Annotated in this window: 23 protein-coding genes; 13 read left to right on the forward strand and 10 right to left on the reverse strand. The window is 65.4% G+C overall.

Annotated features, from left to right (window positions below; genetic code table 11):
* Window positions 1-32: 32 nt before the first annotated feature.
* Window positions 33-1,007 (reverse strand): DMT family transporter, encoded by a 975-nt coding sequence (locus tag LN047_RS12795; protein WP_373981930.1) that lies wholly within the window; start codon window positions 1,005-1,007, stop codon window positions 33-35.
* A gap of 93 nt (window positions 1,008-1,100) precedes the next feature.
* Between LN047_RS12795 and LN047_RS12800 the strand changes: the two genes are divergently transcribed.
* The 7 genes from LN047_RS12800 (at window position 1,101) to LN047_RS12830 (ending at window position 8,438) form a co-directional block, all read left to right on the forward strand.
* Entirely contained in the window at window positions 1,101-1,988 is an 888-nt protein-coding gene (locus LN047_RS12800) for a LysR family transcriptional regulator (protein ID WP_373981931.1), read from the forward strand.
* A 344-nt stretch (window positions 1,989-2,332) separates the two neighbouring features.
* Entirely contained in the window at window positions 2,333-3,379 is a 1,047-nt protein-coding gene (locus LN047_RS12805) for a TRAP transporter substrate-binding protein (RefSeq protein ID WP_056317414.1), read from the forward strand.
* A 130-nt stretch (window positions 3,380-3,509) separates the two neighbouring features.
* Entirely contained in the window at window positions 3,510-4,130 is a 621-nt protein-coding gene (locus LN047_RS12810; protein ID WP_226849232.1) for a TRAP transporter small permease subunit, read from the forward strand.
* Window positions 4,127-5,410: a TRAP transporter large permease gene (locus LN047_RS12815; RefSeq protein WP_108005640.1), complete on the forward strand. Its 1,284-nt coding sequence runs from the start codon at window positions 4,127-4,129 to the stop codon at window positions 5,408-5,410. The genes LN047_RS12810 and LN047_RS12815 overlap by 4 nt, the downstream gene beginning before the upstream one ends.
* A gap of 68 nt (window positions 5,411-5,478) precedes the next feature.
* Window positions 5,479-6,162 (forward strand): DUF2848 domain-containing protein, encoded by a 684-nt coding sequence (locus LN047_RS12820; RefSeq protein WP_373981932.1) that lies wholly within the window; start codon window positions 5,479-5,481, stop codon window positions 6,160-6,162.
* A 90-nt stretch (window positions 6,163-6,252) separates the two neighbouring features.
* Window positions 6,253-7,602 carry an amidase gene (locus LN047_RS12825; protein ID WP_373982128.1) on the forward strand — a complete coding sequence of 450 codons (1,350 nt, stop codon included), beginning with the start codon at window positions 6,253-6,255 and terminating at the stop codon, window positions 7,600-7,602.
* Between the two features lie 29 nt (window positions 7,603-7,631).
* On the forward strand, window positions 7,632-8,438 hold the full coding sequence (locus LN047_RS12830; RefSeq protein ID WP_373981933.1) for a putative hydro-lyase: 807 nt from the start codon (window positions 7,632-7,634) through the stop codon (window positions 8,436-8,438).
* Window positions 8,439-8,506: 68 nt separating this feature from the next.
* Here LN047_RS12830 and LN047_RS12835 read toward each other — a convergent pair whose 3' ends face one another.
* The 5 genes from LN047_RS12835 to LN047_RS12855 form a co-directional block, all read right to left on the reverse strand.
* Window positions 8,507-9,817 carry an alpha/beta hydrolase gene (locus tag LN047_RS12835; RefSeq protein ID WP_373981934.1) on the reverse strand — a complete coding sequence of 437 codons (1,311 nt, stop codon included), beginning with the start codon at window positions 9,815-9,817 and terminating at the stop codon, window positions 8,507-8,509.
* Window positions 9,818-10,022: 205 nt separating this feature from the next.
* Window positions 10,023-11,093 (reverse strand): porin, encoded by a 1,071-nt coding sequence (locus tag LN047_RS12840; RefSeq protein WP_373981935.1) that lies wholly within the window; start codon window positions 11,091-11,093, stop codon window positions 10,023-10,025.
* Between the two features lie 332 nt (window positions 11,094-11,425).
* On the reverse strand, window positions 11,426-12,727 hold the full coding sequence (locus LN047_RS12845) for a TRAP transporter large permease (protein ID WP_373981936.1): 1,302 nt from the start codon (window positions 12,725-12,727) through the stop codon (window positions 11,426-11,428).
* Entirely contained in the window at window positions 12,720-13,220 is a 501-nt protein-coding gene (locus LN047_RS12850) for a TRAP transporter small permease (RefSeq protein ID WP_373981937.1), read from the reverse strand. Before LN047_RS12850 ends, LN047_RS12845 begins: the two co-directional genes overlap by 8 nt.
* Window positions 13,221-13,227: 7 nt before the next feature.
* Window positions 13,228-14,202 (reverse strand): TRAP transporter substrate-binding protein, encoded by a 975-nt coding sequence (locus LN047_RS12855; RefSeq protein WP_373981938.1) that lies wholly within the window; start codon window positions 14,200-14,202, stop codon window positions 13,228-13,230.
* 293 nt (window positions 14,203-14,495) lie between these two features.
* On the opposite strand from LN047_RS12855, the gene nudC reads away from it, so the two are divergent.
* The 3 genes from nudC to LN047_RS12870 all read left to right on the forward strand — a co-directional run bounded on the left by nudC (window position 14,496) and on the right by LN047_RS12870 (window position 19,624).
* Window positions 14,496-15,266, forward strand: a complete 771-nt coding sequence (nudC, locus tag LN047_RS12860) for an NAD(+) diphosphatase (protein ID WP_128829424.1) — start codon at window positions 14,496-14,498, stop codon at window positions 15,264-15,266.
* 136 nt (window positions 15,267-15,402) lie between these two features.
* Window positions 15,403-15,912: a winged helix DNA-binding protein gene (locus LN047_RS12865; RefSeq protein ID WP_056317441.1), complete on the forward strand. Its 510-nt coding sequence runs from the start codon at window positions 15,403-15,405 to the stop codon at window positions 15,910-15,912.
* Window positions 15,913-16,000: 88 nt separating this feature from the next.
* Window positions 16,001-19,624: a hydantoinase B/oxoprolinase family protein gene (locus tag LN047_RS12870; RefSeq protein WP_373981939.1), complete on the forward strand. Its 3,624-nt coding sequence runs from the start codon at window positions 16,001-16,003 to the stop codon at window positions 19,622-19,624.
* A gap of 25 nt (window positions 19,625-19,649) precedes the next feature.
* On the opposite strand, the gene LN047_RS12875 is transcribed toward LN047_RS12870, so the two are convergent.
* A complete protein-coding gene (locus tag LN047_RS12875) occupies window positions 19,650-20,684 on the reverse strand; it encodes a C45 family autoproteolytic acyltransferase/hydolase (protein ID WP_373981940.1) in 1,035 nt (344 codons plus the stop codon).
* 168 nt (window positions 20,685-20,852) lie between these two features.
* Between LN047_RS12875 and glnH the strand changes: the two genes are divergently transcribed.
* The 3 genes from glnH to glnQ all read left to right on the forward strand — a co-directional run bounded on the left by glnH (window position 20,853) and on the right by glnQ (window position 23,122).
* Window positions 20,853-21,605: a glutamine ABC transporter substrate-binding protein GlnH gene (glnH, locus tag LN047_RS12880; RefSeq protein ID WP_373981941.1), complete on the forward strand. Its 753-nt coding sequence runs from the start codon at window positions 20,853-20,855 to the stop codon at window positions 21,603-21,605.
* 135 nt (window positions 21,606-21,740) lie between these two features.
* Window positions 21,741-22,397, forward strand: coding sequence for a glutamine ABC transporter permease GlnP (gene glnP, locus LN047_RS12885; protein ID WP_056317451.1), 657 nt, complete (start codon window positions 21,741-21,743; stop codon window positions 22,395-22,397).
* Window positions 22,394-23,122: a glutamine ABC transporter ATP-binding protein GlnQ gene (gene glnQ / locus LN047_RS12890; protein WP_062841152.1), complete on the forward strand. Its 729-nt coding sequence runs from the start codon at window positions 22,394-22,396 to the stop codon at window positions 23,120-23,122. Before glnP ends, glnQ begins: the two co-directional genes overlap by 4 nt.
* Before the next feature lie 54 nt (window positions 23,123-23,176).
* Here glnQ and LN047_RS12895 read toward each other — a convergent pair whose 3' ends face one another.
* The 3 genes from LN047_RS12895 to gmk are packed head-to-tail and all read right to left on the reverse strand — an operon-like array spanning window position 23,177 to window position 26,374.
* Window positions 23,177-25,471, reverse strand: a complete 2,295-nt coding sequence (locus tag LN047_RS12895; protein WP_063954917.1) for a bifunctional (p)ppGpp synthetase/guanosine-3',5'-bis(diphosphate) 3'-pyrophosphohydrolase — start codon at window positions 25,469-25,471, stop codon at window positions 23,177-23,179.
* 22 nt (window positions 25,472-25,493) lie between these two features.
* Window positions 25,494-25,697 carry a DNA-directed RNA polymerase subunit omega gene (gene rpoZ, locus LN047_RS12900; protein ID WP_006219679.1) on the reverse strand — a complete coding sequence of 68 codons (204 nt, stop codon included), beginning with the start codon at window positions 25,695-25,697 and terminating at the stop codon, window positions 25,494-25,496.
* Window positions 25,698-25,741: 44 nt separating this feature from the next.
* Window positions 25,742-26,374: a guanylate kinase gene (gene gmk / locus LN047_RS12905; protein WP_081101052.1), complete on the reverse strand. Its 633-nt coding sequence runs from the start codon at window positions 26,372-26,374 to the stop codon at window positions 25,742-25,744.
* Between the last annotated feature and the right edge of the window lie 39 nt (window positions 26,375-26,413).

Raw genomic sequence — 26,413 nt, forward strand, 5'->3', positions numbered from 1 at the left:
CGGCCGGCCGGTGATCGGGACGGCGCCGCCGCTCAGCGCCGGGCCGTCGTGCCGGCGGCCGCCTGGGCCAGCGCGGCGCCCAGCGCGCGGCTGCGCCGCCATTCGATCATGCCGATGCCCATGCCGCTGGCGCAGATGATCGCAATGCCCAGCCAGGTGAGCGGGTCGGGAAAATGGCCCCACACCAGCCAGCCCACCGACGTGGCGCTGATGATCTGCAGGTAGATGAATGGCGCCAGCGTGGAGGCCGGGGCGCGGCGGTAAGCGGCAATCTGGAACAGGTGGCCCAAGCAGCCGGTGATGCCGGTCGAGATCAGCACCATCCAGTCGAACGCCGACAAGGCCTGGAGCACGGGCAGGGCGGGCGGAAGGATGAAGGGCAAAGCGAGCGTCAGGCAGATCGTGCCCACGGCGCCGCTCCAGATCAGCGAGGTGAACGGATCGTCGCCGGCCACGCGGCGCGTGGCGATGAATTGCGCGGTAAAGCAACAGGCGGTCAGCAGGCCGAAGATCGTGCCGACCGGGTGCAGGCCGCCGCCGGGGCGGATGACGATCAGGACGCCGACGAAGGCGATGCCGGCGGCGACGAAGCGCGACATGCGCGCCGGTTCCTTAAGGATCCAGGGCGCCAGCGACAGCACGAGCAGCGGCGCCAGGAAATTGATCGAGGTGGCTTCGGCCTGGGGGATGTAGCTGAGGGTCGTGAAGAACATCAGCGTGGCCAGGAACATCGAGCCGCCGCGGATGAGCTGTTCGCGCGGCTTGGTGCTGCGCAGCACCCGCACGCCGCGCGCCGGCAGCACCAGCGCCAGGACGAGCACCAGATGGATGGCGTAACGGACCCACGACAGCACCAGCAGGGGCACGCCTGCGTTCATGACCCATTTTCCGCTCGCGTCCAGGCACGACAGGGTCCACATCGACAGCACGAGCAGCAGCACGCCGATCATCGGGCCGCGCGCGGTGGACGCGCCGGAGCGCGGGCGACCGTTATCGGCCGGGGACATGGCGGGTACTCCTTTCAGCGTACACAGGGCATGGCGCCTTTGGGGCGATGAGCGGCTGACATGATACGCTCATCCCGCCGGGGGAAAAGGCCAATGATAGAACTACGCAACGTCGAAACTTTTTTTTGGGTCGCCACACTGGGCAGCTTCCGGGCCGCATCGGACAAGCTCAACACCACGCAGCCCGCTGTCTCGCAGCGCATTGCTTCGCTCGAGGCGGATCTGGGCGTCAAACTGTTCGAGCGCGACGCGCGCGGCGTCAAGCTGACCGCCAAGGGGCACGAACTCCTGTCGCATGCCGAACGCATGCTGCAGGTGCGGCGCGACATGTTCGAGGCCGCGCGCGAGCAGAACGTCATGTCGGGCACCGTGCGCATTGGCGTGGCCGAGACCATTGTGCAGACCTGGTTGCCCGCGCTCATCGAACTGATCCACACGACGTATCCGGCGCTGGTGCTGGAGATCGAAGTGGACACCACGCACGTGCTGCGTTCGCACCTGATGTCGCGCCAGATCGATCTGGCCTTTTTGATGGGGCCGGTACTGGAGGCGCGCGTGGAGAACCTGCCGCTCTGCACGTATCCGCTGGCGTGGGTGGCCAGCCCGCTGCTGGATCTGGGCCCGGAGCCCTTGACGCTGGCCACGATCGGCAAGCTGCCGATCATCACGTATCCCTCCAACAGTTCGCCTTACCGCGTGGTGCGCGACATGCTGACCCGGGCGGGCGTGACCTCGCCGCGCATGTACGGCAGCGCTTCAATGTCCATGGTGGTCCGCATGACGCAGGACGCGATCGGCACCAGCGTCATCGCGCCTGTGTTCCTGGGCAAGGAACTGGCCCGCGGCGAGTTGCGGATTCTGCAGGTGCAGGCCGACCCGCTGCCTGAACTGAGCTTTACCGCCACATGGGTGCAGGGCCCCGACAGTCATGCCGTGCGCATCATCGCGCAGATGGCGCAAAAGGTCGCCGCGCAGGCCTGAGCAGGCAAAACCGCCGTAGGTGTTTTCCCGAGCCAGCGGCGTTGCGGGCTGACCTGGGGCGTGTCCGCCAGGCGCGGTTCCGCACCCCGTCGACGGCCGCAAGGCCGCGCCAATACGTCGTTTGCGGCAAATGGCGTTGCTTGGCGCCGCGAGACCCAAGAAAAATTTATACCCCCACATCGGAACATACGATTGGACGCTTGCCGCCCCTGGCGATGCAATGGCGCTCATAACGACGTAGGGCCTGGATATACCCATCCTTGACCACCGATTCCTACCGGCGCGCGACCAGGACAACGGGATCCCGCGCGCGACAGACGATCCCGCCAGCCAGGAGTTTTTCCATGAAGAAGTCTCTTGTTTTTGCCGCCGTCGCCGCCAGCTTGCTGGCCGGCGCCGTCCAGGCCCAGGACCTGCCCAAGACCCATCTGAAGATCGTGGGTGGCCTGTCGAACCTCACCGCCTACAACGACTACGAAAAGCCGTTCTGGACCAAGACCATTCCCGAGCAGTCCAAGGGGCAGGTCACGGCGGAGATCAAGGGCTTCAATGAAATGGGCTTGAAGGGGCCCGAGCTGCTGCGCCTGATGTCGCAGGGCGTGATCGAATTCGGCACCGCCACGCTGTCTTACTTTGCCAGCGACAATCCGATCAACGAGGCCATCGACCTGGCTGGCCTGGCGCCCGACGTCAAGACCGCTCGCGCCGTCACCCAAGCTTTCGAACCCGTTTACGCCAAGCTTTACGGCGAAGGCAACAACGTCAAGCTGCTGGGCATCTCCACGTATCCCGCGCAAGTGCTGTTCTGCAATGCCGAGATCAAGGGCCTGGCGGACATCAAGGGCAAGAAGGTTCGCACCAGCAGCCGCACCACGGCCGAGTTCGTCGAGGCGCTGGGCGGCTCGAGCGTGACGATGGCCTTCGGCGAAGTCGTCCCCGCGCTGCAGAACAAGGTTGTCGATTGCGCCATCACGGGTTCGCTGTCGGGTTACTCGGCCAAGTGGTACGAAGTGTCCACCCACCTGGTCGCGCTGCCGATCAACTGGAACCAGCAGATCCACGCCGTCAACCAGAAGGCCTGGGACAAGCTGGATCCGAAGGTGCGCACGTTCCTGCAAGCCCAGATCACGACGCTGGTCGACAACATCTGGGATGCCGCCGCCCGCCAGACGCAGGAAGGCTATGACTGCAACACGGGCGCGGCTGCATGCCCGTTCCCGGTCAAGGGCAAGATGGTCCTGGTGCAGCCGTCCGAGGCCGATCAGGCGCTGCTCAAGAAGGTGGCGCAAGAGGCCGTCCTGCCCAAGTGGGCCGCCCGCTGCTCGGCGCAGTGCGTCAAGGACTGGAACGCCACCGTCGGCAAGACGCTGAACCTGACCGCCAGCAAGTAAGCGCCAGAAGGCGCCGGCCTTTGGGGCCGGCGCCAATTCCGGCCTGTGCGGCGCGCGGCAACCGTGACCCTGCATTCGGGTCGGCGGTGGCCGCCCGCGACGCCGGGTCGAGCCACCAGAGGTTCCCTTCATGACACAAACCGAACACTTCCGCCTGCTCGGCGGCCTGTTGCGGCGCGCCGAGAGCTTCTCCCGCGCGGCCGTGTGGGCCGGCGGCGCCCTGACGGTGGCTAGCGTGCTGCTGATCTCGTTCGACGTGCTGGCCCGCAAATTCCTGGGCTTCACGACCGGGGGCGCGGACGAGTTGTCCAGCTACGCCTTTGCCATCAGCACATCCTGGGCGCTGGCCTTTGCCACGCTGCAACGCGCGAACGTGCGCGTCGACGTGCTTTATCAATTCCTGCCGGTGCGCCTGTCGGCGGTGCTGGACTGGATCTCCATGGTGGCGCTGGCCGTCTTCATGGTGTTCCTCACCTATTACGCCTACGACGTGGTGGTGACCTCGTGGACCCAGAAGTCGGCAGCCAACACGCCGCTCGCCACGCCGCTTTGGATACCGCAAGGCCTGTGGTTGCTGGGCCTGGGTTGGATGTGCATCACGGTCGCGCTGATGCTGGCGCGCGCGTCGGCCGCGCTGGTCACGGGCGACATCGAACTGGTCAAGCAGATCTGCGGCGTGCGTTCGGCGCAGGAAGAGGCTGAAGAAGAAGCCGCCGCTGGCGAGCGCATGGTGAAGGGAGAAGCCGCATGATTGCCACCGCCTTGACACTGCTGCTGGTCCTGATCGGCCTGTCGATCCCCGTGGGCGCAGCCCTGGGGGTGCTGGGCTTGATCCTGGACCCGATGTTTTCGATGCTGCCGCTGACGCGGGCCATCGGCGAAATTTCCTGGAGTTCGAACAACGAGTTCCTGCTGGTCGCGATTCCGCTTTTCATCATGCTGGGCGAGGTGCTGCTGCGCGCGGGCTTTGCCGAACGCATGTACAGCGCGATGAGCCTGTGGCTGTCGTGGCTGCCGGGCGGATTGATGCACGCCAACATTGGCGCCTCGACCCTGTTCTCGGCAACCTCCGGCTCCAGCGTGGCAACGGCCGCCACCGTGGGTACTGTCGCCATTCCGCAGATCCGCAAGTACGGCTACAACGAGCCGCTGTTCCTGGGCAGCCTTGCCGCGGGCGGCACGCTGGGCATTCTGATCCCGCCGTCGATCAACCTGGTCATCTATGGCGTGCTGACCAATTCGTCGGTGCCCAAGCTGTACCTGGCCGGCATCATTCCGGGCTTCGCCATGGCGGCGCTCTTCATGCTGACGGTCGTGATCGCCTGCGTGGCCAAGCCCTCGTGGGGCGGCAAGAAAATCCGCGCGACCTGGGGCGAGCGCATCGCCAGCCTGGTGCATCTGGCCCCGCCGCTCGGCATCTTCTTCCTGGTGGTCGGATCGATCTACGCCGGCCTGGCGACGCCAACCGAGGCGGCCGCGCTGGGCGTGCTGGGCGCCTTCATCCTGGCAGCGTGGTTCCGCCGCCTGACGTGGTCGATGCTGCGCGAGGTGCTGGAGGGCACGATGCGGTCCACCGCGATGATCATGCTGATCGTCATCGCCGCCAGCTTCCTGAACTTCATCATGTCCGCCACCGGTTTGACCGACGCGCTGACCAAGTCCATCACCGGACTGGGCCTGTCGCCCGGCTGGATGCTGCTGATCGTGGTGATCTTCTACCTGGTGCTGGGCTGCTTCATGGAAACGCTGTCCATGATGATCACGACCATCCCCATCGTGGCGCCCATCATGATCGCGCTGGGTTACGACCCGATCTGGCTCGGCATCGTGATCATCATCCTGGTTGAGGCCGCGCTCATCACGCCGCCCGTCGGGTTGAACCTGTTCGTGGTGCAAAGCCTGCGCAAAAGCGGCGCCATGAGCGCGGTCATTGTCGGCAGCTTGCCGTTCGTGGCCGCCATGTTCGTGATGCTGGCGCTGCTGGCCTTCTGGCCTGACCTCGCCCTGTGGCTGCCGCGCGCCTTCGGTTGATGCGCCCTTGATACCGGCGCGGCCCCGCGGCCGCGCCATTCTCCATCCCCCTTATTCGCAGGACTGATATGAAAGCCGTATTCCAGATCGACGACGCCAATCCCCGCCAGGTGGAAGTGACCTTCAACAGCGTGATCGTGGCCGGGTGGGCCGGTCGCGACATGGCCGCCATCGAGCATCACATCGAAGAGCTGGCCGCCATCGGCGTGCCGCGGCCCAGCAGCGTCCCGCTGTACTACCGCATCGCGGAAAACCAGCTCACGCAAGCATCCAACGTGCAGGCGCTGGGCGAGGAATCGTCGGGCGAAGTCGAGACCTTTGTGTTCGCGGTCGGTGGCGAGATGTACGTCAGCATCGCGTCCGATCACACCGACCGCAAGCTGGAGACCGTCAGCGTCGCGATGTCCAAGCAGGTCTGCGTCAAGCCTGTGGGCGCGCAAGCGTGGCGGCTGGCGGACGTGGCAGGGCACTGGGACGAACTCATCATCCGTGCCTACATCGTGGAAAACGGCGAGCAGGTGCTGTACCAGGAAGGCCCGCTGTCCACCCTGCGCACGCCTCAGGATCTGATTGCCGGCTACACGGGCGGCGGCGCCGTCCTGCCGGAAGGCGCGGGCATGACCTGCGGCACCGTCGCTGCCATTGGCGGCATCCGCCCGGCCGCGGACTTCACGATGGAGCTGCACGATCCGCGCCTGAACCGCACGCTGCGCCACCGCTATCATGTCGAGTCGCTGCCCGTGGTGGCCTGATCGCCAGCTTGCCGGGCATTGAACCCGGGCGCATTCCCTGCGAAGGCGCCCGTCCGAACATTTACGCCGCCAGGCGGCATTAGGACAATGATGGTTTCGACCTTGAATGATCTGACCACGGCCCTGCGCGAGGGCCGCAGCACCTCCGTCGCGTTGACCGAAGCCGCACTGGCGCGCGCGCAGGATCCGGCGGGCGAGGGCGCCCGCGCGTTCACCAAGCTTTATGCCGAGTCCGCGCTGGCGCAGGCGCGCGCGTCCGACACGCTGCGCGCGGCCGGCATCGTCCGGTCCGCAATCGAGGGGCTGCCCATCAGCATCAAGGACCTGTTCGACGTCCAGGGCGAAACCACGATGGCCGGTTCCGTGGCGCGCGAAGGCGAGCCCGCCGCCGAAGAGAGCGCCGAGGTCGTGCAGCGCCTGATCGCAGCCGGCGCCGTCATCATCGGCCGCACCAACATGACGGAGTTCGCGTACTCGGGCCTGGGCATCAATCCGCACTACGGCACGCCGCTCAATCCGTATGACCGCGCCACCGGCCGCATTCCGGGCGGCTCGTCGTCCGGGGCTGCCGTTTCGGTTGCCGACGGCATGGCCGTTGCGGGGATCGGATCGGACACGGGCGGTTCCGTGCGCATCCCCGCCGCGCTGTGCGGCCTGACCGGCTTCAAGCCCAGCGCGTGGCGCGTGTCCATGCAAGGCGTGCTGCCGTTGTCGGCAAACCTGGACTCCATCGGTCCCATCGCCGCCAGCGTCCGTTGCTGCGCTGAGCTGGACGCCATTTTGTCGGGCGAGGCGGGGCCGTTGCCGCAGGCGTTGCCGGTGCGCGGCCTGCGCCTGGCCATCCCGACGACCTTGGCGCTGGATGCCATGGACAAGCACGTGTCGGACACCTTTGCGGCGGCCGTGCAACGCCTGGAAGCGGCCGGGGCCTTGGTCGACCGGATCGAGATTCCGGAGTTCGCCGCGCTGGCTTCCATCAACAGCAAGGGCGGCTTCACGGCCGCCGAGGCCTGGGCCTGGCACCAGGATCTGATCGCGCGTGCGGGCAAGCGTTACGATCCGCGCGTGGTGTCGCGGATCATGCGCGGGCAGGACATGTCCGCGGCCGATTACATCGCGCTGCTCGATGCGCGCGAGGCGTGGGTCGCGGCGGTGGATCACCGCATCGCCGGCTATGATGCGCTCATCATGCCCACGACACCCATCGTGGCGCCGCCGGTGGCCGATCTGCAGGCCTCCGACGAGGCCTACTACGCCGCCAATGGCCTCATCCTGCGCAATCCCACCCTCATCAACTTCCTGGATGGCTGCGCGCTGTCCCTGCCGTGCCACGCACCGGGCTCCGCGCCCGTGGGCCTGATGATCGCGGCCAGCAATGGCGCGGACCGCCGTGTGCTGGGCATCGGCTTGTCCGTGGAAGACCTGTTCGCCGGCCGCTGACCGGCAATCTTTTCGTGACGAGAGAATGCATGCCTGACGTAGATAACGTTAGAACCAGCCTGGCGCTTGCCCGCCAGGCGCGGCTGGACGCCCGCAGCGGACGCCTGACGGGCCCCACGGCGAATCTGGCGCCGGGACACGTGCAGGCCAACCTGGCGATCCTGCCGCGCGCCCTGGCGGCGGACTTCCTGCATTTTTGCCAGCGCAACCCCAAGCCGTGCCCCTTGCTGGCCATGTCCGAGCCCGGCGACCCGGCGTTGCCGGAGTTGGGTGCGGACATCGACATCCGCACCGATATTCCGCGATACCGGGTCTGGAAAGACGGCGAGCTGGTGGCCGAGCCGACGGACGTGCGCGACCTGTGGCGCGACGATCTCGTGTCGTTCCTCATCGGCTGCTCGTTCTCGTTCGAAGAGGCGATGCTGGACAACGGCTTGCCCGTGCGCCACATCGAACAGGGCAGCAATGTGCCCATGTACCGCACCAACATCTCGACGCAGCCCGCAGGCGTATTCGGCGGTCCGCTGGTGGTGTCGATGCGGCCCTTGAAAGCCGCCGACGCCATCCGTGCCATTCAGGTCACGTCGCGGTTCCCGTCGGTGCATGGCGCGCCCGTGCACATCGGCGACCCGGCGCTGATCGGCATCGCGGATATCGGCAGCCCCGATTACGGCGATCCCGTCGAGATCCGGCCGGGCGAGATGCCGGTCTTCTGGGCCTGCGGCGTGACGCCGCAGTCCGTGGTGGCGGCGGTGCGCCCCGAGTTCTGCATCACGCATGCGCCCGGGCACATGCTGGTTACCGACCTGATCAACAGCCGCATGGCGGTGTTCTGATCCGAGCCGGTCGCGGGGGTCTGCGACCGGCCCTCCGCTACCGGCCCTCCGCCTCCGGTCCTCCCGCCTCAGCGCGTGAGCATCAAGGCTTTGACGCGCTGGTCGTAATCGGGCGGAAACGTCCAGAATCGCATTCCCTGCTGGGTATAGCCCTCTTGCAGGCCGCGTTCGGCCGGGGCCTTGTGCCACAGGAACTGCATCAGCACGTCGCTGCTGACCCAGGCGTTGCCGAACCAGAAGCTGTGCGCACGGCGGTTCAGGTCCGGAATGGCCCGGGGATCCACCCAGATCATGTCGAAGTTCAACTGCTGCGAGGCGGCGTTGATGAACTGAACCTGCTCCTCGGTCAGGTCGTCGGCGCTGGGCCGGCCCGCGCGTGACGCGCGCTGGTGGCGCGCCGCAAAGCGCAAGGCGCGGTCGTCCAGGTTGGCGCCCAGGCTGACGCGTTCGGTCAGGTCGATGTATTGGCGCAGGTCGGTGACGAAGCGGTACGTGTCTTCATCCGGGGCCGCGAAATAGATCTGCCCCAGCCGCAAGCGTGCCCGCAGCGCCTCGCGGGTCTCGCCGTTCTTCGGCTGGGCCAGCGTCGCGAGTCCTTCACTGGCGATGCGCGCACCGGCGCTGAAGGCAAGCACGTTGATGTGCTCGGCGTTCGTGTTGCGTGCAAGCAGCTCGATCAGACGGGCAAACGCGGGCACGGACTGCCGCGCCGCGCGCACGTCCGTGGCATAGGCAAGCAGGCTGGCCGCCGAAGGCCACAGAAACACCAGCACCACGGCCTGCCGTCCCGTGAAGTGATGGAACTGCGCGGCCTGCGCGGTGCCGCGCCATACGGCGTTATTGAAGCCATGCACGTAGATGATCAGATCACGGTGCCGGCTGACCGCCAGGGCGTCGTTGATGAGCGCGAAATAAGCCTGCGCCTCGGGCGAGCTTTCCGCGTCGCTTTGCGGGCCTAGCGCAACCAGCTCTTCCATGCGTTCCAGGCTGAGCACGGGCCGGCCGCGCTGGCTGTCCGAGGTGGACAATTGGCGCAACTGGTCCCAGTCCAATGTGCCGTCGCCGATCTGCACCTTGGCCACGCCCAGGCGCAGCGTGTCGCTGGGAAAGATCGAATAAAAGGGTTGGCGCGATTCGAGAAAGACGGCGCGGTTGGTGGCGTACAGCAGGGGAATGGCGGTGATGTCGGCCGCGGCCTTGTGCGCGAACGGATCGACCTGACCGGTCGTGAACTTGACCGGCGTGGGCATCAGCTGCACCGGCGATGAACAGGCGGCCAGCAGCACGCTGACCGCCGCCGCCATGGCCGTCCATGCCGCCCGCCGCAGGCGGTCAAGCGGGACAAGCGTGACAAGCGCGCAGGCATCGAGAAGACTCATACGGCGGGCCCGGTTCATGGTGAGGAAGCGGCGCCGCGGGGGGATGAACGCGCGGGGCCGGGGACATTCCACGGAAAACGGCAAGGCACGCGTGGGATTGTCGCCGTGGTCCAGGCGGCGATCAAGGGGGAGGGCGGGTGTCTGACACCTTTGGGCGCCATCTTGGATGGAAGACGGCGTTTCAGGGGTGTCAGACACCCGGGGTTTAGAAAATGTGCCTGAACCCCACCGCTGCGCCAAGCTGATTGCTCTTGCCTGCGATTTCGCCGCTGGCGGCGTCGCTGACCTTGTTCCAGTCGACGGTGCCGTACAGTTGGGACCGCTTGGACAGCGAGTATTCGGCCACGGCGACCAGCGCGTAGCGTTTGCCCTTGTCGCCTTCCACGACCACGTTCTCGCTGCGGTCGTAGTAGGCCGCGCCCGTGATGGCCCAACGCGGAGTGGCTTGCCAGGTCACGCCGGCGAAGTAGCCGTTGTCCTTGCGGTCCAGGCTGGCGGTAGTGGTGCCGCCCATGACGCCATTGACCCAGCCGGTTTCGTCGCGACCGTTGAAGTAGCCCGCGAAGACTTTGGCCGATTCGAATTGATAGGACGCGTTCAGGTTCCAGGCGCGCTGGCGCTCGTCGGAATCGGTGGCGGCGTAGGTTTGCTGCCAGGCCGCGCCCAGGCCGAGCTGGCCGATCGTGTAGCGCAGGCTGGCGCCGTACTGCTGGCCGGCCTTGCGGTCGTCCCAGTCTTCGCCGTTGGCCCACGACGCCACGACGGACAGGTTGCCGAACGTGTTGGCGTACTTGGTCATGTTGTTGGTGCGCACACGCGACATGGCGGCGGGCAGCCAGGCGTTCTGCTCGTAGTTGCCGACGGTCAGCGGGTCGAAGTAGTCGGCCAGCAGGTCGAACATGGGCGTGTTCTGCAGGCCCAGCGTCAGCGTGCCGATGCTGCCGCCGTCTAGGCCAACGTACGCCAGGCGGCTGAACGCCTTGGACGGATCGGAACCATTGCCGTTCTGCAGATTGATGCCGTTTTCCAGGCGGAAGAAGGCGCGGTTGCCATTGCCCAGGTCTTCCGAGCCGCGCAGGCCCCAACGGCTGTTGGAGATGGCGCCGTTCTCCATGCTGATGCGGCTGCCGTCTTGGCCAACGGCCCCGGAGCTGGTGCTCAGGTAGCGGATGCTGACGTCGGCGATGCCGTACAGGGTGATGCTGGTTTCCGCGTGGGCCGCGCCGGCGGCCAGGCCCAGGCCGGCTGCCGCCAGCGATAGGGTGAAGCGTTTCATGTTGGACTCCTCCAGGTGTAGCTGATTTATGGTTGCGCCGCGCTTGTGGCTTGGCTTGCCGCGCCCGGCGAATTGCCGGGCGCCTGGCCGCTGCACCGACGCCATGAATGGGCGCGGGTCCGGAGCAGCAGCCAGCGTTGCAGTGTTGCGTCCTGCCGGTGCCGCACAGGAACGCCTGGGGATTCTAAGTAAGTTGACGTGCGCGGAATATCGAAAAGATTCGGCGTTTTCCCGGGTTTACAGGCCGGCAAGCGTGCACCGCCTGAATAACGGACGGACGGAAAAGAAAAACCCCGTTCGCGGAACGGGGTTTTTGTGGCGTTGGCGCGACGTTACAGCGTCATGTGTAGCGGCAACCAGGTGGCGATGCCTGGGGCCACATAAAGCAGCAGCACGGCGACGATCATCAGGATGAACATCGGCAATGACGCCCGCGCGATGTAGGGCAGTTCACGCCCGCTCATGCCGGACAGCACGAACAGGTTGAACCCCACCGGCGGCGTGATCTGCGCCATTTCCACCACGAATACGATGAAAATGCCGAACCAGATCAGGTCGATACCGGCGGCTTGCACCGTCGGCAGCAGCACGCCCATGGTCAGCACCACGATCGAGATGCCATCCAGGAAGCAGCCGAGCACGACGAAGAACACCATCAGCGCCATGATGAGGCCGAACTGCGACAGGCCAAGTCCGCCGATCCATTCCGCCAGCGCGCGCGGCAGGCCGATGTAGCCCATCGCCAGCGTGAGGAACTGCGCGCCCGCCAGGATCAGGGCGATCATGCAGTACAGGCGCGTGGCACCAAGCAGCGACTGTTTGAAGGTGGATCCGTTCAATGACCCCTGCAACGCCGACAGGATCAGCGCGCCCACCACACCCACGGCCGCCGCTTCCGTGGCGGTGGCGATACCGGTGTAGATCGATCCCAGGACCGCGCCGATCAGGAGCAGCACGGGAATCAGATGGCGCGAGCGCGATAGCTTCTCCATGAAGCTCAGGCCGGGATCCGCCGCCGGCACCTGGCCGGGATTGCGGATGGCCCACCAGGCGATGTAGCCGCTGAACAGCAGCGCGAGCAGGATGCCCGGAAGGATGCCGGCGATGAACAGCTTGGCGATGGACACGTCCGCCGCCACGCCGTACACGATCATGATGATCGAGGGCGGGATCAGCAGACCGAGCGTGCCGGCGCCTGACAGCGTGCCGAGAATCTTTTCCTCGGGGTAGCCGCGGCGCGTCAGCTCGGGAATGGTCATCTTGCCGACCGTCGCGCACGTCGCGGCCGACGAACCCGACACGGCCGCGAAGATGGCGCAGCCGATCACGTTCGTGTGCAAGAGGCGTCCGGGCAGCCGGTTCAGCCAGGGGGCAAGGCCTTTGAACAGGTCTTCGGAAAGGCGGGTGCGGAACAGGATTTCGCCCATCCACAGAAAGAGCGGCAGGGCGGTCAGCGTCCAGCTGGACGAGGCGCCCCAGATCGTGACGGCCATGGCGTCGCCCGCCGGGCGGCTGGAGAAGATCTCCATGCCGATCCAGGCGGTGCCCGCCAGGGTCAGGCCGACCCAGACCCCGCAGCCGAGCAGGACGAAGATCGAAACGACCAATAAGGTGATGACGAGAAGTTCATTCATGGGTTTGCTGCGAGGTTGCGGCGGCGACGCCGCGCGAACGGCGGACCAGTTCGTCGACGAGTGCGATGAAGAACAGGATCGTGCCCACGGCCATGGTCGTTTGCGGGATCCAGAGCGGCGTGGCGTCGTTCGACGTGGAAATATCGTTGAACAGCCAGGAGTCGTAGGTGAGCTTGACGCTGAAGAAGGCAAAGGCGGCGGCCAGCAGGCAACCCACGGCCAGGGCGAAGATGTCCAGCCGGCGGCTGCCAGCGGGATTCAGCGAATTGAGCAGCAGCGTCACACGGATGTGCTCACCGTGCTTGAACGTGCTGGACAGCGCAAGAAAGCCCGCGGCGGCCATGAAGTAGCCGGCGTAAGCGTCAGTGCCGGGAATGTTGAAGCTGAGCTGGCGGGCGATGATCGCCGCCAGCACCGAGACGAGTACACCTATCGTGCACAGGCCGGCCAGAAGGCCGGCCGCGCCGTACAGGTTATCCAGAAAACGGCGCATGGCGATATCACTGCTTCTTGTAGGCGTCGATCATGGCCTGGCCGTCGGCGCCAGCCTTCTTGAGCCAGTCGTCCAGCATGCGCTTGCCGATCACGCTCAGGCCTTCCTTGAGCTCAACCGTGGGCTGGATGGTTTCCATGCCGTTCTTGGCCAGTTCGGCCTGATACCACTTGTTCTTTTCCTGCGACAGCTTCCAGCCGCGCTCTTCGGCTTGCGCGGCAGCCTTCTTGAGCGCTTCCTGCGTGGCGGGCTCCAGCGCGTCAAACGCCTTCTTGTTGACGATGATGGCGTTCTTGGGCAACCAGGCCTGCGTGTCGTAGAACTTCTTGATGTACTCGTACGTCTTGGTGTCGTAGCCGGTGGACGCCGACGACATGTACGAATCGATCACGCCGGTGGCCAAGGCCTGCGCCAGTTCGGCCTGCTGCACGGTGACGGGCTGGGCGCCGACGAGTTCGGCGATCTTGGCCGTGACCGGGCTGTAGGCGCGCCACTTCAGGCCCTTCATGTCGCTGATCTGCTTGATGTCCTTGTTGGCGAAGATGCCTTGGGGCGGCCATGCCACGGCGTACAGCAAGGTCATGCCTTGCGAAGCCAGCTTCTTTTCCAGGAACGGCTTCTGGGCCTGGTACAGCTTGAACGATGCGTCGTAGCCGGTGGCCAGGAAGGGCAGGCCGTCCAGTTCGTAGATCGGGTCTTCGTTGGCGAAGTTGGTCAGCAGGATTTCGCCGATCTGAGCCTGGTTGCCTTGCACCGCGCGCTTGATTTCGGGCGCCTTGTACAGCGAGGCATTGTTGTGCAGCGTGATCTTGAGCTTGCCTTGCGACAGCGAGTCGACGTCCTTGATGAAGGTCGTCAGGTTCTCGACGTGGAAGTTGCTCGCCGGGTAGGCGCTGGGGAGGTCCCACTTGGTCTGGGCCTGTGCGCCCGCGCTGAATGCCAGGACGATGCTGCCAGTCAGCAGCGAGATTTTCTTGTACATGGTGGTCCTTCTTTGCGAATGGTGAGGTCGGGTCTGACCCGATAGGCATTGCGAAAAAAAGCATGCGCGGCGCGGCGTCGCGCCGCCCGAGCGCCGTGCCATTCTATGTTGCTGTGCAGTAACAAAGGGCGGTAAATCGGCGTTTTACGGGTAATCCCTAGGAAGGGAATGTTGTTCATTGGTTGAAGGTTCAATGACGCCGCCAAGTCCGCGGCTGATGCGGTGCTCAGACCGGCTGTCAGCGTGTTTTTCTTCTAAGATTGCGGGATCGATGACGCGCCGAAGAGGGTCGTGTGAATTTCGTTTTTCGCCGTGATGAATTGCTGGTCGAGGTGTCGTCCAGCGTGTTGCCGGATTCGGCATTGTGTGAACGCATCGGGCTTGGCGCCTCGGCCTTGCAGCCGGTCTGGATGCAGGCGGGGTCGCCGTATCGCACGGTCTGTGTCGACCCTGGCCTCGAAGCGCCCGAAGGTTACGCCTTCAAGAAGCTGCGCTCGCTGTTCGGCGTGTTCGACGACGAAGGCATGGCGCTGGCCGGCCGCGCCTATCAAATCGCCGAATGGGCGCGAACCCACCGGTTCTGCGGCGCTTGCGGCACGCCTGCCGAGCGTGTCGCGCACGAATTCTGTTTGCGATGCCCCGCGTGCGGCCTGTCCGCATACCCGCGCATCTCGCCGGCGATGATGGTGCTGATCCGCAAAGGCGACAGCATCCTGCTGGCGCGTCACGCCAACGCGCCGACTGCCCGGTACACCGCGCTGGCCGGCTTCGTCGAGCCCGGCGAAAGCATCGAGCAGACTGTCCATCGCGAGGTCTTCGAAGAGGTCGGGCTGAAAGTCGGCAACCTGCAGTACTTCGGCAGCCAGCCCTGGCCGTTTCCGCATTCGCTGATGGTCGCGTTCACTGCGGACTACGTCTCCGGCGACATCCGGGTCCAGGAAGACGAAATTGCAGACGCCCGCTGGTTCGGGCCTGGCGACGCCATGCCCGAGATCGCGGCGCGCATTTCGATTGCCGGCTGGATGATCCGGGCCAATCTGCCCATGGGGTGGAACGCGCCCTGACGGCTTCACCGCGACCTTAATCGCTAGGGGTATTCCCTCGAAACGAGGGATTTTTTGCCGTCCGCTGCCATTTTTTATTGATGAAATATAGATAAATTATTAGTATTTAATCCAATTAATCTTCGCTTGCGCCCTTATGAGCCCCACCTTGATAGCGTCGTCGGCACATCTTGCCGGCGGCAGCGCGCCCGACCTGTCCGAAGTGGAATTCGGGCTCATGATCGCCAGCCACGCCTTCGACCGCTGGACGGTGCGATGCATGGCTGCGGCGGGTCTGCCCGACCTGACGCCCACCGACGTGATGGTGTTCCACCATGTCTACCATCGTGAGCGTCCGAAGAAGCTGGCCGATATCTGCTTCACGCTCAATGTCGAAGACACCCATATCGTCAGCTATGCGCTCAAGAAGCTGGAACGTCTTGGCGTGGTGCGCGGCGAGCGCAGCAGCAAGGAAGTCTTCTACAGCGTCACCCCCGAAGGCGCGGCGATCTTGAAGCGCTATGGCGAAATCCGCGAGCAATGCCTGACCGCCGGCCTGGACGGCCCGGGCGGGGGCGGTCTGGAATTCAGCCGGCAACTGGCGCACACGCTGCGCGCGCTTTCCGGCCTGTATGACCAGGCGGCCAGGGCCGCGACCTCTCTCTGAATCCAACATCCGGGGCAGGGCCCCGATCCATCCGCAACCCGACCGCGGCCGAACGCGCTGCGGCGGTCTCTTGTTTTCGAGGACACCTATGAAGTGGCAATTCTGGATTGACCGTGGGGGCACCTTCACCGACATCGTGGCGCGACGCCCCGATGGCTCGACCACCACGGCGAAGATGCTGTCGGAAAACCCCGAGCAATACCGCGATGCGGCCGTGGCCGGCATCCGCAAGTTGCTGGGCATCGCGCCCGGACAGCCGGTGCCCGCCGACCAGGTCGAGTGCGTGAAGATGGGCACCACGGTGGCCACCAATGCGCTGCTCGAGCGCAAGGGCGAGCGCACCTTGCTCGTCACCACGCGCGGATTCCGTGATGCCTTGCGCATCGCCTACCAGAATCGTCCGCGGCTCTTTGACCGCAACGTGCTGCTGCCCGAGATGCTGTACGAATCCGTCGTCGAGGCGGACGAGCGCGTGGCGGCCGACGGCGAAGTGATTCGTCCGCTGGACGAAGCCGGCCTTCGCCGTGACATGCAGGCGGCTTTCGACAGCGGCATCCGCGCGGTGGCCGTTGTGTTCATGCACGCGTGGCACGCCACCGGCCACGAGCAGCAGGCCGCGCGCATCGCCGCCGAGATCGGTTTCACGCAGGTGTCCGTGTCGCACGAGGTCAGCCCCCTGATCAAGTTCGTCTCGCGCGGCGACACGACCGTGGTGGACGCGTATCTGTCGCCCATCCTGAAGCGCTACGTGGACCAGGTGGCCGGCGAACTGCCCGGCATCCGTCTCATGTTCATGCAGTCCAGCGGCGGCCTGACCGATGCCCACCGTTTCCGCGGCAAGGACGCGATCCTGTCCGGGCCGGCCGGCGGCATCGTCGGCATGGTTCGGACCAGCGAAATCGCAGGCTTTCCGAAGGTGATCGGCTTTGACATGGGCGGCACGTCCACCGATGTGTCGCACTACGCGGGCGATTTCGAACGCGAATTCGAAACCCAGGTGGCCGGCGTGCGCATGCGCGCGCCCATGATGAGCATTCACACGGTCGCGGCCGGTGGCGGCTCCATCCTGCATTTTGACGGCGCGCGACTGCGCGTCGGGCCCGATTCCGCGGGCGCCAATCCGGGCCCGGCGTGCTATCGCCGCGGCGGCCCGCTGGCCGTCACGGACTGCAACGTGCTGCTGGGCAAGATTCAACCCGAATTCTTCCCGAACGTGTTTGGCCCCGAGGCAAACGAGCCCCTGGACCGCGACGCCGTGGTCGAACGCTTTTCCGCCATGGCCGCCGAAGTGCTTGCGGCCACCGGGCGCGAGATGTCGCCGGAACAACTGGCCGAGGGCTTTCTGCAGATCGCGGTGGGCAACATGGCCGAAGCCATCAAGCGCATCTCGGTGCAACGCGGCCACGACGTGACCGAATACGCGCTGACCGTGTTTGGCGGTGCGGGCGGCCAGCACGCCTGCCTGGTGGCGGACGCGCTGGGCATGACGACCGTGTTTGCGCACCCGCTGGGCGGCGTGCTGTCGGCCTATGGCATGGGTCTGGCGGATCAGACGGACATGCGCCAGAAGACCGTCGAAAAAGTGCTGGACGCGTCCCTGATGGGCGAACTGAAGGCGGAACTGGATGTCCTGGCGGGCCAGGCGGTCGGCGAACTGCGCCGCCAGCATGTGGCCGAGGCCGACATCTCCGTGCAGCGCCGCCTGCACCTGAAGTATCGCGGCACCGACACCGCGCTGGAAGTGGCGTTCTCGGATCTGGCGCAGGCGCGCAGCGATTTCGAGGCGGCCTATCGCCAGCGCTATTCGTTCCTGATGCCCAACCGCGAGCTGGTGGTCGAGACCATTTCGGTCGAGGCCACGGGCGGCGGCGAGCGCGTGGGCGAAGCGGCCACGTCGCGCACCCGCGTGGGCGCGCTGGCGGCCCGCCGCGTCGTCAGCATGTACAGCGCGGGCGCCTGGCGCGATACGCCGCTGTACGTGCGTGAGGACATGGCTGGCGGCGACGTGGTCGCGGGACCGGCCATCATTTCCGAGCCCAACCAGACCACGATCGTGGAACCGGGCTGGCAGGCCGAGCTGACGTCGCAGGATCACTTCGTGATCCGCCGCGTCGAGGCGCGTCCCGAGCAACGCAAGGTCGGCACGCAGGCCGACCCCGTCATGCTCGAAGTGTTCAACAACCTGTTCATGTCGATCGCCGAACAGATGGGCTACCGCCTGCAGAACACGGCGTACTCGGTCAACATCAAGGAGCGTCTGGACTTCTCGTGCGCCATCTTCGACGCGCAGGCGCGCCTGATCGCCAACGCGCCGCACATGCCCGTGCATCTGGGTTCCATGGGCGAATCGGTGCGCACGGTCATGAACGCCAACGCCGGCAAGATGCAGCCGGGCGACGCGTACGTGGTGAACGACCCGTACCACGGCGGCACGCACCTGCCTGATGTCACGGTGATCACGCCGGTGTTCGACAAGGCAGGGCGCGAGATCCTGTTCTACGTGGGATCGCGCGGCCACCATGCCGATATCGGCGGGACCACGCCGGGCTCCATGCCGCCGGACTCCAAGACGGTCGAAGACGAAGGCGTGCTGTTCACGAACTTCCAGCTCGTCAAGAACGGCGAGTTCCGCGAAGAAGCCGCGCGCCAGATCCTGGGGTCGGGCCGCTGGCCGGCGCGCAATCCGGACCAGAACATCGCCGACATGCACGCGCAGATCGCCGCCAACGAAAAGGGCGTGCAAGAGCTGTTGCGCATGTGCGATCACTTCGGCCTGGAGGTTGTGCGCGCCTACATGGGCCACGTGCAGGACAACGCCGAAGAGGCGGTGCGCCGCGTGATCTCGGTGCTCAAGGACGGCAGCTACGAGTACCCGCTGGACAACGGCGCGGTCATCCGCGTGGCGGTGCGTGTGGATACCGAGGCGCGCAGCGCCGTGGTGGATTTCACGGGCACGTCGCCGCAGCTGGACAACAACTTCAACGCGCCCGGTGCGATTGCCGTGGCCGCGGTGCTGTATGTGTTCCGCACGATGGTCAATGACGACATCCCGCTGAACGACGGCTGCCTCGTGCCGCTGACCATCATCCTGCCCGAAGGGTCGATGCTGCGCCCGAACCCGCCCGCTTCGGTGGTCGCGGGCAACGTGGAGACCTCCATGTGCATCGTCAACGCGCTGTACGGGGCGTTGGGGGTGCTGGCCGCCAGCCAGGGCACGATGAACAACTTCACGTTCGGCAATGCGCGTCATCAGTACTACGAGACCATTTCGGGCGGAACTGGCGCCGGTCCGGTCCGTATCGACGCGGCCGGTCCGCACGACGAGGGCTTTGCCGGCACGTCGGTGGTGCAGGCGCACATGACCAACTCGCGCCTGACCGATCCGGAAGTGCTGGAGTTCCGATTCCCGGTGCGTCTGGAGTCCTACGAGATCCGCAAGGGCTCGGGCGGCGCGGGCCGGTATCCGGGCGGCGACGGCGGCGTGCGCCGCATCCGCTTCCTGGAAGACATGACCGCGGCCATCCTGTCGAACAACCGGCGTTATGCGCCGTTCGGCCTGGCCGGCGGCCAGCCGGGCGCCATGGGACGCAATACGGTTGAACGTGCGGATGGCACCATCGAAGAACTCGGTCCCCAGGACAGCGCGCAGCTGCGGCCGGGCGATGTGTTCGTCGTGGAAACGCCGGGAGGCGGCGGCTACGGCGCGCAGTAATGCCCGCCGCGATGTCCGGTCCCGTTCATTCGGGATCGGACATCACGTCCAGCGCGATATCCGCGCGCGCCTTGCGGTCGTAAACACGCAGGACGACGGCCTCATCGGTGATTTCGAACATCGCCGTGGCCAGCGTGTTCTCGTCGTCGGGGTCGTCCTTTGCCGTGCGCAGGATCGGCAGCGTGCCCTGGGTATCGAGCAGGGCGGCAAGCATGTCGGCGTGGGTCGATTCCGGCAACCACCCATCCACCAGGCCTTCGATCCGGTTCTGCCGCGCCCGCGACGAGTCGGTCACGAGCTGCGCCTGGCCACGCGTGGCGGCGTGCACCATGTGATTGGCATGGCCGTAGCGCCGGCCGACTTCCTGGATGGACACCGATCCCGGCGTCACCTCGGCGCTGAGCACGCGCGCATCTCCGGCCGCGCCCAACAGATGATGAAATCCGCCCGCGTGGGGCTGCTCGCGCAATAGTGTCACGGCCTCGTCCAGCGTCGTGCAGTCCAGCACGGCCCGCGCCAGTAACATGCGGGGCACGCCCGCATGCCGCTGCCGGGTACGCAGGTTGTTGATGGTTTGCACGAGGCCCGCGCGGTTGGCGGCAAACGTGTGGCCGGGCAGGGAGCCCGGGTAATAGAAGCTCAGATAGCCGGGCGCATCGTCCAGCGCGACATCCACCAGATGGCAGCGGCCATACAGAAAGGGATCGCCGTCCTCGTTGTGGCCGATCCAGCGCGATCCGTCTGCCGCCCGCATGGCGACCGACGTGCAGCCATCCGTGGTGCTGTGCAGCAGATCTCCGCGGCAATGCCATAGCAGCACGTCGCTGACCGGCATGCGCAAGCCTTCAGCCAGGCCTTCAAGTTCTTCCCAGATCTGCGGCAGGGCGGCCTGCGCCTGTTGGGCCAAGTCATCGACGAACGGGTGGCCGCGCCACGGGCGCAGGGCGCTCCAGGTGCCGCTCTGGTCCAGATAGGTCCCCATGATGGGGCGGGCCAGCTTGCCCAGCGCCAGGCCGACCTGGCGGCGGTTTCCAGCGATGCGCACATATTTGTAGGCCATCGAAAACCTCCGGATGTCTCGCGGATTGTAAGGGGTCCGCCACCGGCCGGGGCGTGGATTGTTGCGTTAAGATCGTCGGTAAGTTGCGCTGGCGATCCCGGCGCGACCCAGGAATCATGCCCTTACAACAAGCCCGGGGTGCCCTGCGCTCCCCAAGAGGAGAGTTTCATGATCAAACGTAAAGTCGCCGCCGCAATGGTGGGCCTGTCCCTGACTCTGTTCGGCGCCACTTCCGCCGTCCAGGCCCAGGGCAAGGAATTGGTGGTGGCCACCGATACCGCTTTCGTGCCGTTCGAATTCAAGCAGGGCAACACTTACGTCGGGTTCGACGTGGACCTGTGGGCGGCCATCGCGAAGGAACTCAATCTCAAGTACAAGCTGCAGCCGATGGACTTCGCCGGCATTATTCCCGGCCTGCAAACGAAGAACATCGACGCCGCGCTGGCCGGTATCACGATACGCGATGACCGCAAGAAGGTCATCGATTTCTCGGATCCCTACTACGAAAGCGGCCTGGCCATCCTGGTCGGCGAAAAGAACACCGACATCAAGGACGCCAAGTCTCTGTCCGGCAAGACCGTTGCGGTCAAGACCGGCACGGCGACGGTGGACTTCCTGAAGGCGCAGGTGCCCGACGCCAAGCTCAAGCTGTTCCCGAATATCGACAACGCCTATCTCGAACTGGCAACCGGCCGCGTCGACGCGGCCGTGCACGATACGCCCAACGTCCAGTATTACGCCAATACCGCGGGCAAGGGCCGCGTGAAGGTGATCGGCTCGGTCAAGAGCGGCGACTTCTACGGCATTGCGTTCCCCAAGGGCAGCGAATTGGTGCCCGAGGTCAACAAGGCGCTCGCCACGCTGAAGGCCAACGGCGAGTACGACAAGATCTACACCAAGTGGTTCGGCAAGAAGCCCTGACCGGCTGGGCAAGCGGCATTTTCTACGGACGCGCCGCCTGAACCGCGGTCAAGGGCGCGGCAACAGCCGCCACCCTTGCCGCGGGCGCGTCCGCCATGATGTGGGCGCGCCCGCGCGCGCCATTGGGGGAAGATCGTGGAGTTTGACTGGGCTGTCATCGAGGACGCGTTACCCAATCTGCTGACGGGTACGCTCATGACCATCAAGATCACTTTCTGGGGCCTGGCGGGCGGTTTCCTGCTCGGCGCGCTATCGGGCGTGACGCGGGCCTACGGAAACGCGGTGCTCTCGGGCATCACGCAGGTGTACGTCGCGGTCATCCGCGGCACGCCCATCGTGGTGCAGGTCATGTTCATCTACTTTGCGCTGCCGCTGTTGGCGGACATCCGGGTGGACGCCGAATTCGCGGCGATCGCCACCCTCATCATCAATTCGGGGGCGTATATCTCGGAAATCGTGCGCGGATCGCTGCTGTCGGTCCACAAGGGGCTGAAGGAAGCAGGGCAGGCAATGGGCCTGCCCTTTTACAAGATCCTGCTGCACATCATCGGGCCGGTCGCCTTCCGGCGCATGATTCCGCCGCTGGGCAACCAGTGCATCATCAGCCTGAAGGATTCTTCGCTGTTCATCGTGATCGGCGTGGCGGAGCTGACCCGGCAAGGGCAGGAAATCATGGCCAGCAATTTCCGGGCGGTCGAAATCTGGTCCGCGGTGGCGATCATCTACCTGATCCTCACGGGCTTGATGGCGTTGACCCTGCATCTGGTCGAAAAGAGGATGCGCATCATATGAGCATGGTTGAATTTCATAACGTCACCAAGCGCTTTGGCGACTCGACGGTGCTGAACGACATCTCGCTCAACATCGACGCCGGGGAGGTCGTGGTGGTGGTCGGGCCGTCCGGGTCGGGCAAGTCCACTTTCCTGCGCTGCATCAACGTGCTGGAGACGATCAACGACGGCGATCTGCTGGTGGATGGTCTCAGTGTGAAGGGCGATGCGGCGACGGTGCGCGAGATCCGGCGCGAAGCCGGCATGGTGTTCCAGCAGTTCAATCTGTTCCCGCAGATGACGGCGCTGGAAAATGTCATGTTCGGACCCATCCATACCCGCGGCCAGAGCCGCGCCGAGGCGCGCGAGCTGGCCGAGAGCCTGTTGGCCAAGGTGGGCCTGGCCGAACGCATGAAGCACTATCCGGCCGAACTCTCCGGCGGGCAGCAGCAGCGCGTGGCCATCGCGCGCGCGCTGGCCATCATGCCCAAGCTGATGCTGTTCGATGAGCCCACGTCCGCGCTGGACCCCGAGCTGCGCCACGAGGTGCTCAAGGTGATGCGCGATCTGGCCGAGGAGGGCATGACGATGGTGGTCGTGACGCACGAGATGGAATTCGCGCGCAAGGTCGGCAGCCGGCTGATCTTCATCGACGGCGGCAAGATCGCGCACGACGGACCGCCGGAAGAATTGCTGAGCAATCCGCCCAGCCAGCGTCTGAAGGACTTCCTGCAGCACGTGACCTGAAATGCAAAAGGCGTCCGGTTTGTGGCCGGACGCCTTTTTTCTTGGGGCCGCGCCTCAACCCTTCACGCGGACGATCTTCTGCACTTGCGGCACGTGCCGGATGGCGCGGATGACCTGAGCCAGGTGCTTGCGGCTGTCGACCTGGATGGTCAAGTGCAGCGACACGGTGGCGACGGCGTCGTCGTGCATCGTGACATGCACGATGTTGGCATCGGCCGCGGTGACTTCCGCCGCCAGCCGGCCAAGCACGCCGCGTTCGTTGCGGGTGACGATGTCCAGGCGCGTGGCCAGGTGCTTGGCCGTTTGCGCATCCCAACCCACGTTGATCCAGCGCTCGGGTTCGCGCAGGCGCTGGCGCAACGCGACGGGGCAATCGGCCGTGTGCACCACCAGCCCATGACCCATGCGCATGCCGGCGACGATCGGGTCGCCCGGCAGCGGGCCGCAGCAAGGCGCAAGTTGCACCGCCTGGCCTTCGTTGCCCTGGATCAGGATGGGGGCGCTGCGTGCCGAGGTCAGTTCGTCCACCGCGGCAGCCGTGGTGGCGACAAGCTGGTGTTCCGGCGCGAAGCGGCGGGCAACCACCGCGGCCAGCCGCTTGCCCAGGCCGATGTCGGCCAGGATTTCCTCGCGCGAGCTGGCGCCGGTACTGCGCGCCAGCTTTTGCCAGCCGGGGTCGTCGGTGGCGGGCAGCGGCATGTGCAGTTCCTGCATGGCCTGGGCCAGCAACCGCTCGCCGAAGGCCACGGACTCTTCGTACTTGACCGTGCGCAGGTAGTGACGGATTTCCGAGCGCGCGCGGCCCGTGCGCACATAGTTCAGCCATTGCGCATTGGGGCGCGAGGCCGGCGACGTGACGATCTCGACGGTGTCGCCGCTGCTCAGTTCGGTGCGCAGCGGCACGAATTCGCCGTTAACCTTGGCCGCGACCGCCTGGTTGCCGATGTCGGTGTGGATGGCGTAGGCAAAGTCGACGGGCGTGGCGCCGCGGGGCAGGGAAATGATCTTGCCGCGGGGCGTGAACACGTACACCGCGTCCGGGAACAGGTCGACCTTGACGTGCTCGAGGAATTCGCCGGAATCGCCGGTCTGGCTCTGGATGTCCAGCAGCGACTGCAGCCACTGGTGCGTGCGCTTTTGCAGGTCATTGAGCGTCAGGTCCGCGCCCTTGTACAGCCAGTGGGACGCCACGCCTTCCTCGGCGACATGGTGCATGTCGCGCGTGCGGAACTGGAATTCCACCGGGGTGCCGTAGGGGCCGACCAGCGTCGTGTGCAGGGACTGGTAGCCGTTCACCTTGGGGATGGCGATGTAATCCTTGAACTTGCCGGGCACCGGGCGGAACAGCTGATGCAGCGTGCCCAGCGCCAGATAGCACTCGGGCAGCGTATGGACCACGATGCGGAACCCGTAGATGTCCAGCACGTCCGAGAAAGACTTTTTCTGGTCGACCATCTTGCGGTAGATGCCGAACAGGGTTTTTTCGCGGCCGCTGACCTCGGCTTCGATCCCGGCGGCCGGCAGGGCGGCGCGCACGGAATCGGCGATCTTGGTGATGACCTCGCGGCGGTTGCCGCGCGCCGCCAGGACCGCCTTGTACAGCACCTGGTAGCGATTCGGGTACATTGCGGCAAAGCACAGGTCCTGCAGCTCGCGGAACAGCAGGTTCAGGCCAAGCCGATGCGCGATGGGCGCATAGATGTCCAGCGTTTCGCGCGCGATGCGGCGGCGCTTTTCGGGATTGACCGCGTCCAGCGTGCGCATGTTGTGCAGGCGGTCGGCCAGCTTGATGAGGATGACGCGCACGTCGCGCGCCATCGCCAACAGCATTTTCCGGAAGCTCTCGGCCTGTTGCTCGGCCTTGGTGGCGAAATCCAGGCGATCAAGCTTGGACAGGCCATCGACCAGCTCGGCGACTTCCGGCCCGAATTTCTCGGCCAGTTCGTGCTTGGCGATGCCCTGGTCTTCCATCACGTCGTGCAGCAGGGCGGCAGACAGCGCGTTGACGTCTAGCTTCCAGCCCGCGCAGATTTCGGTGACGGCGATGGGATGAGAGATGTAGGGCGAACCGCTGGCGCGGAATTGCCCAAGATGCGCCTGGTCCGCGAAGCGATAGGCTTCGCGCACGCGCTCAACATCGTTCTTGTCGAGATAGCTGCCGATGATTTCGGTCAGCGGCGCCAGCGAGGCGACCGGAGATCCGGTCACGTCCGCCGCTTCTTGCGCGGCGACGGACGGTGGCGTAGGGGAATTCTTGTCTTTCTTGCCCGTGCGGCGCCCGAGACGGGAGCCGGCACGCAGTGCGGCAAGCAGACCAGATGAAGCGTACTTCAGCCCGGGAAAAGCCATGCTTGCAGCCCCCCGGAGCGTATCAGGTGGGAACTTTACGCAGCATTTCAACGCCGGTGAGGCCGCCAGCGATTTCGCGCAAGGCAGTGACCGTGGGCTTGTCTTTGCTGTCCAGGCGCGGGGCGTGGCCTTGCGCCAATTCACGGGCGCGGTACGTCGCGGCCAGCGTGAGCTTGAAACGATTGGGGATTTGATTCAGACAGTCTTCGACAGTGATGCGAGCCATTAGGACACCTGGTGCTGATGGATGATGGAGAGAATGCGTTCGGCTCAGTGCTCGGCCGGGATGCCAAGTTGCGCAAACAACTCGGCGTGGCGGGCGGCCTGAGACGAAAAGCGTAGCCGTGCGGCGCTGACGATTTGGGTCAGCTCCGACAGGGCTACGCTAAATTCTTGATTAATAATAACATATTCGCATTCAGGCGCGTGGGCGATTTCGCCGCCTGCCGCCATGAGCCGGCGGGCGATCACGTGCGGCTCATCCTGGCCGCGCGCCTTCAGGCGGCTTTCGAGCTCGTCGATGGACGGCGGCAGCACGAAAATGCCGATCGCGCGGGGAAAACGCTGCTTTACCTGGCGCGCGCCTTGCCAGTCGATTTCCAGGAGCACGTCGCGTCCCTGGGCGGTGGCCTCGTCGATGCGGTCGCGCGGGGTGCCGTAGAAATTGCCGTGGACCTCGGCCCATTCCAGCAGGTTCTGGCCTTCACGCATGCGTTTGAAATCGTCCAGCGACACAAACCGGTATTCGCGGCCGTCTTCTTCGCCGGGGCGGGGAGCGCGCGTGGTGCAGGAGATGGAAAGCAGGATGGAGGGGTCTTGGGCAAGCAGGGCCTTCACGAGGCTGGACTTGCCGGCGCCGCTGGGCGCGACGACCATGAAGACGTTTCCGGGAGTGGCGTGCATGAATGAATGTGACCGGCGTGTGATGCTGAGACTCGAAGA

Origin of the sequence: Achromobacter sp. JD417, from assembly GCF_041879325.1 — a bacterium.
Classification (GTDB): Bacteria; Pseudomonadota; Gammaproteobacteria; order Burkholderiales; family Burkholderiaceae_B; genus Achromobacter; species Achromobacter mucicolens.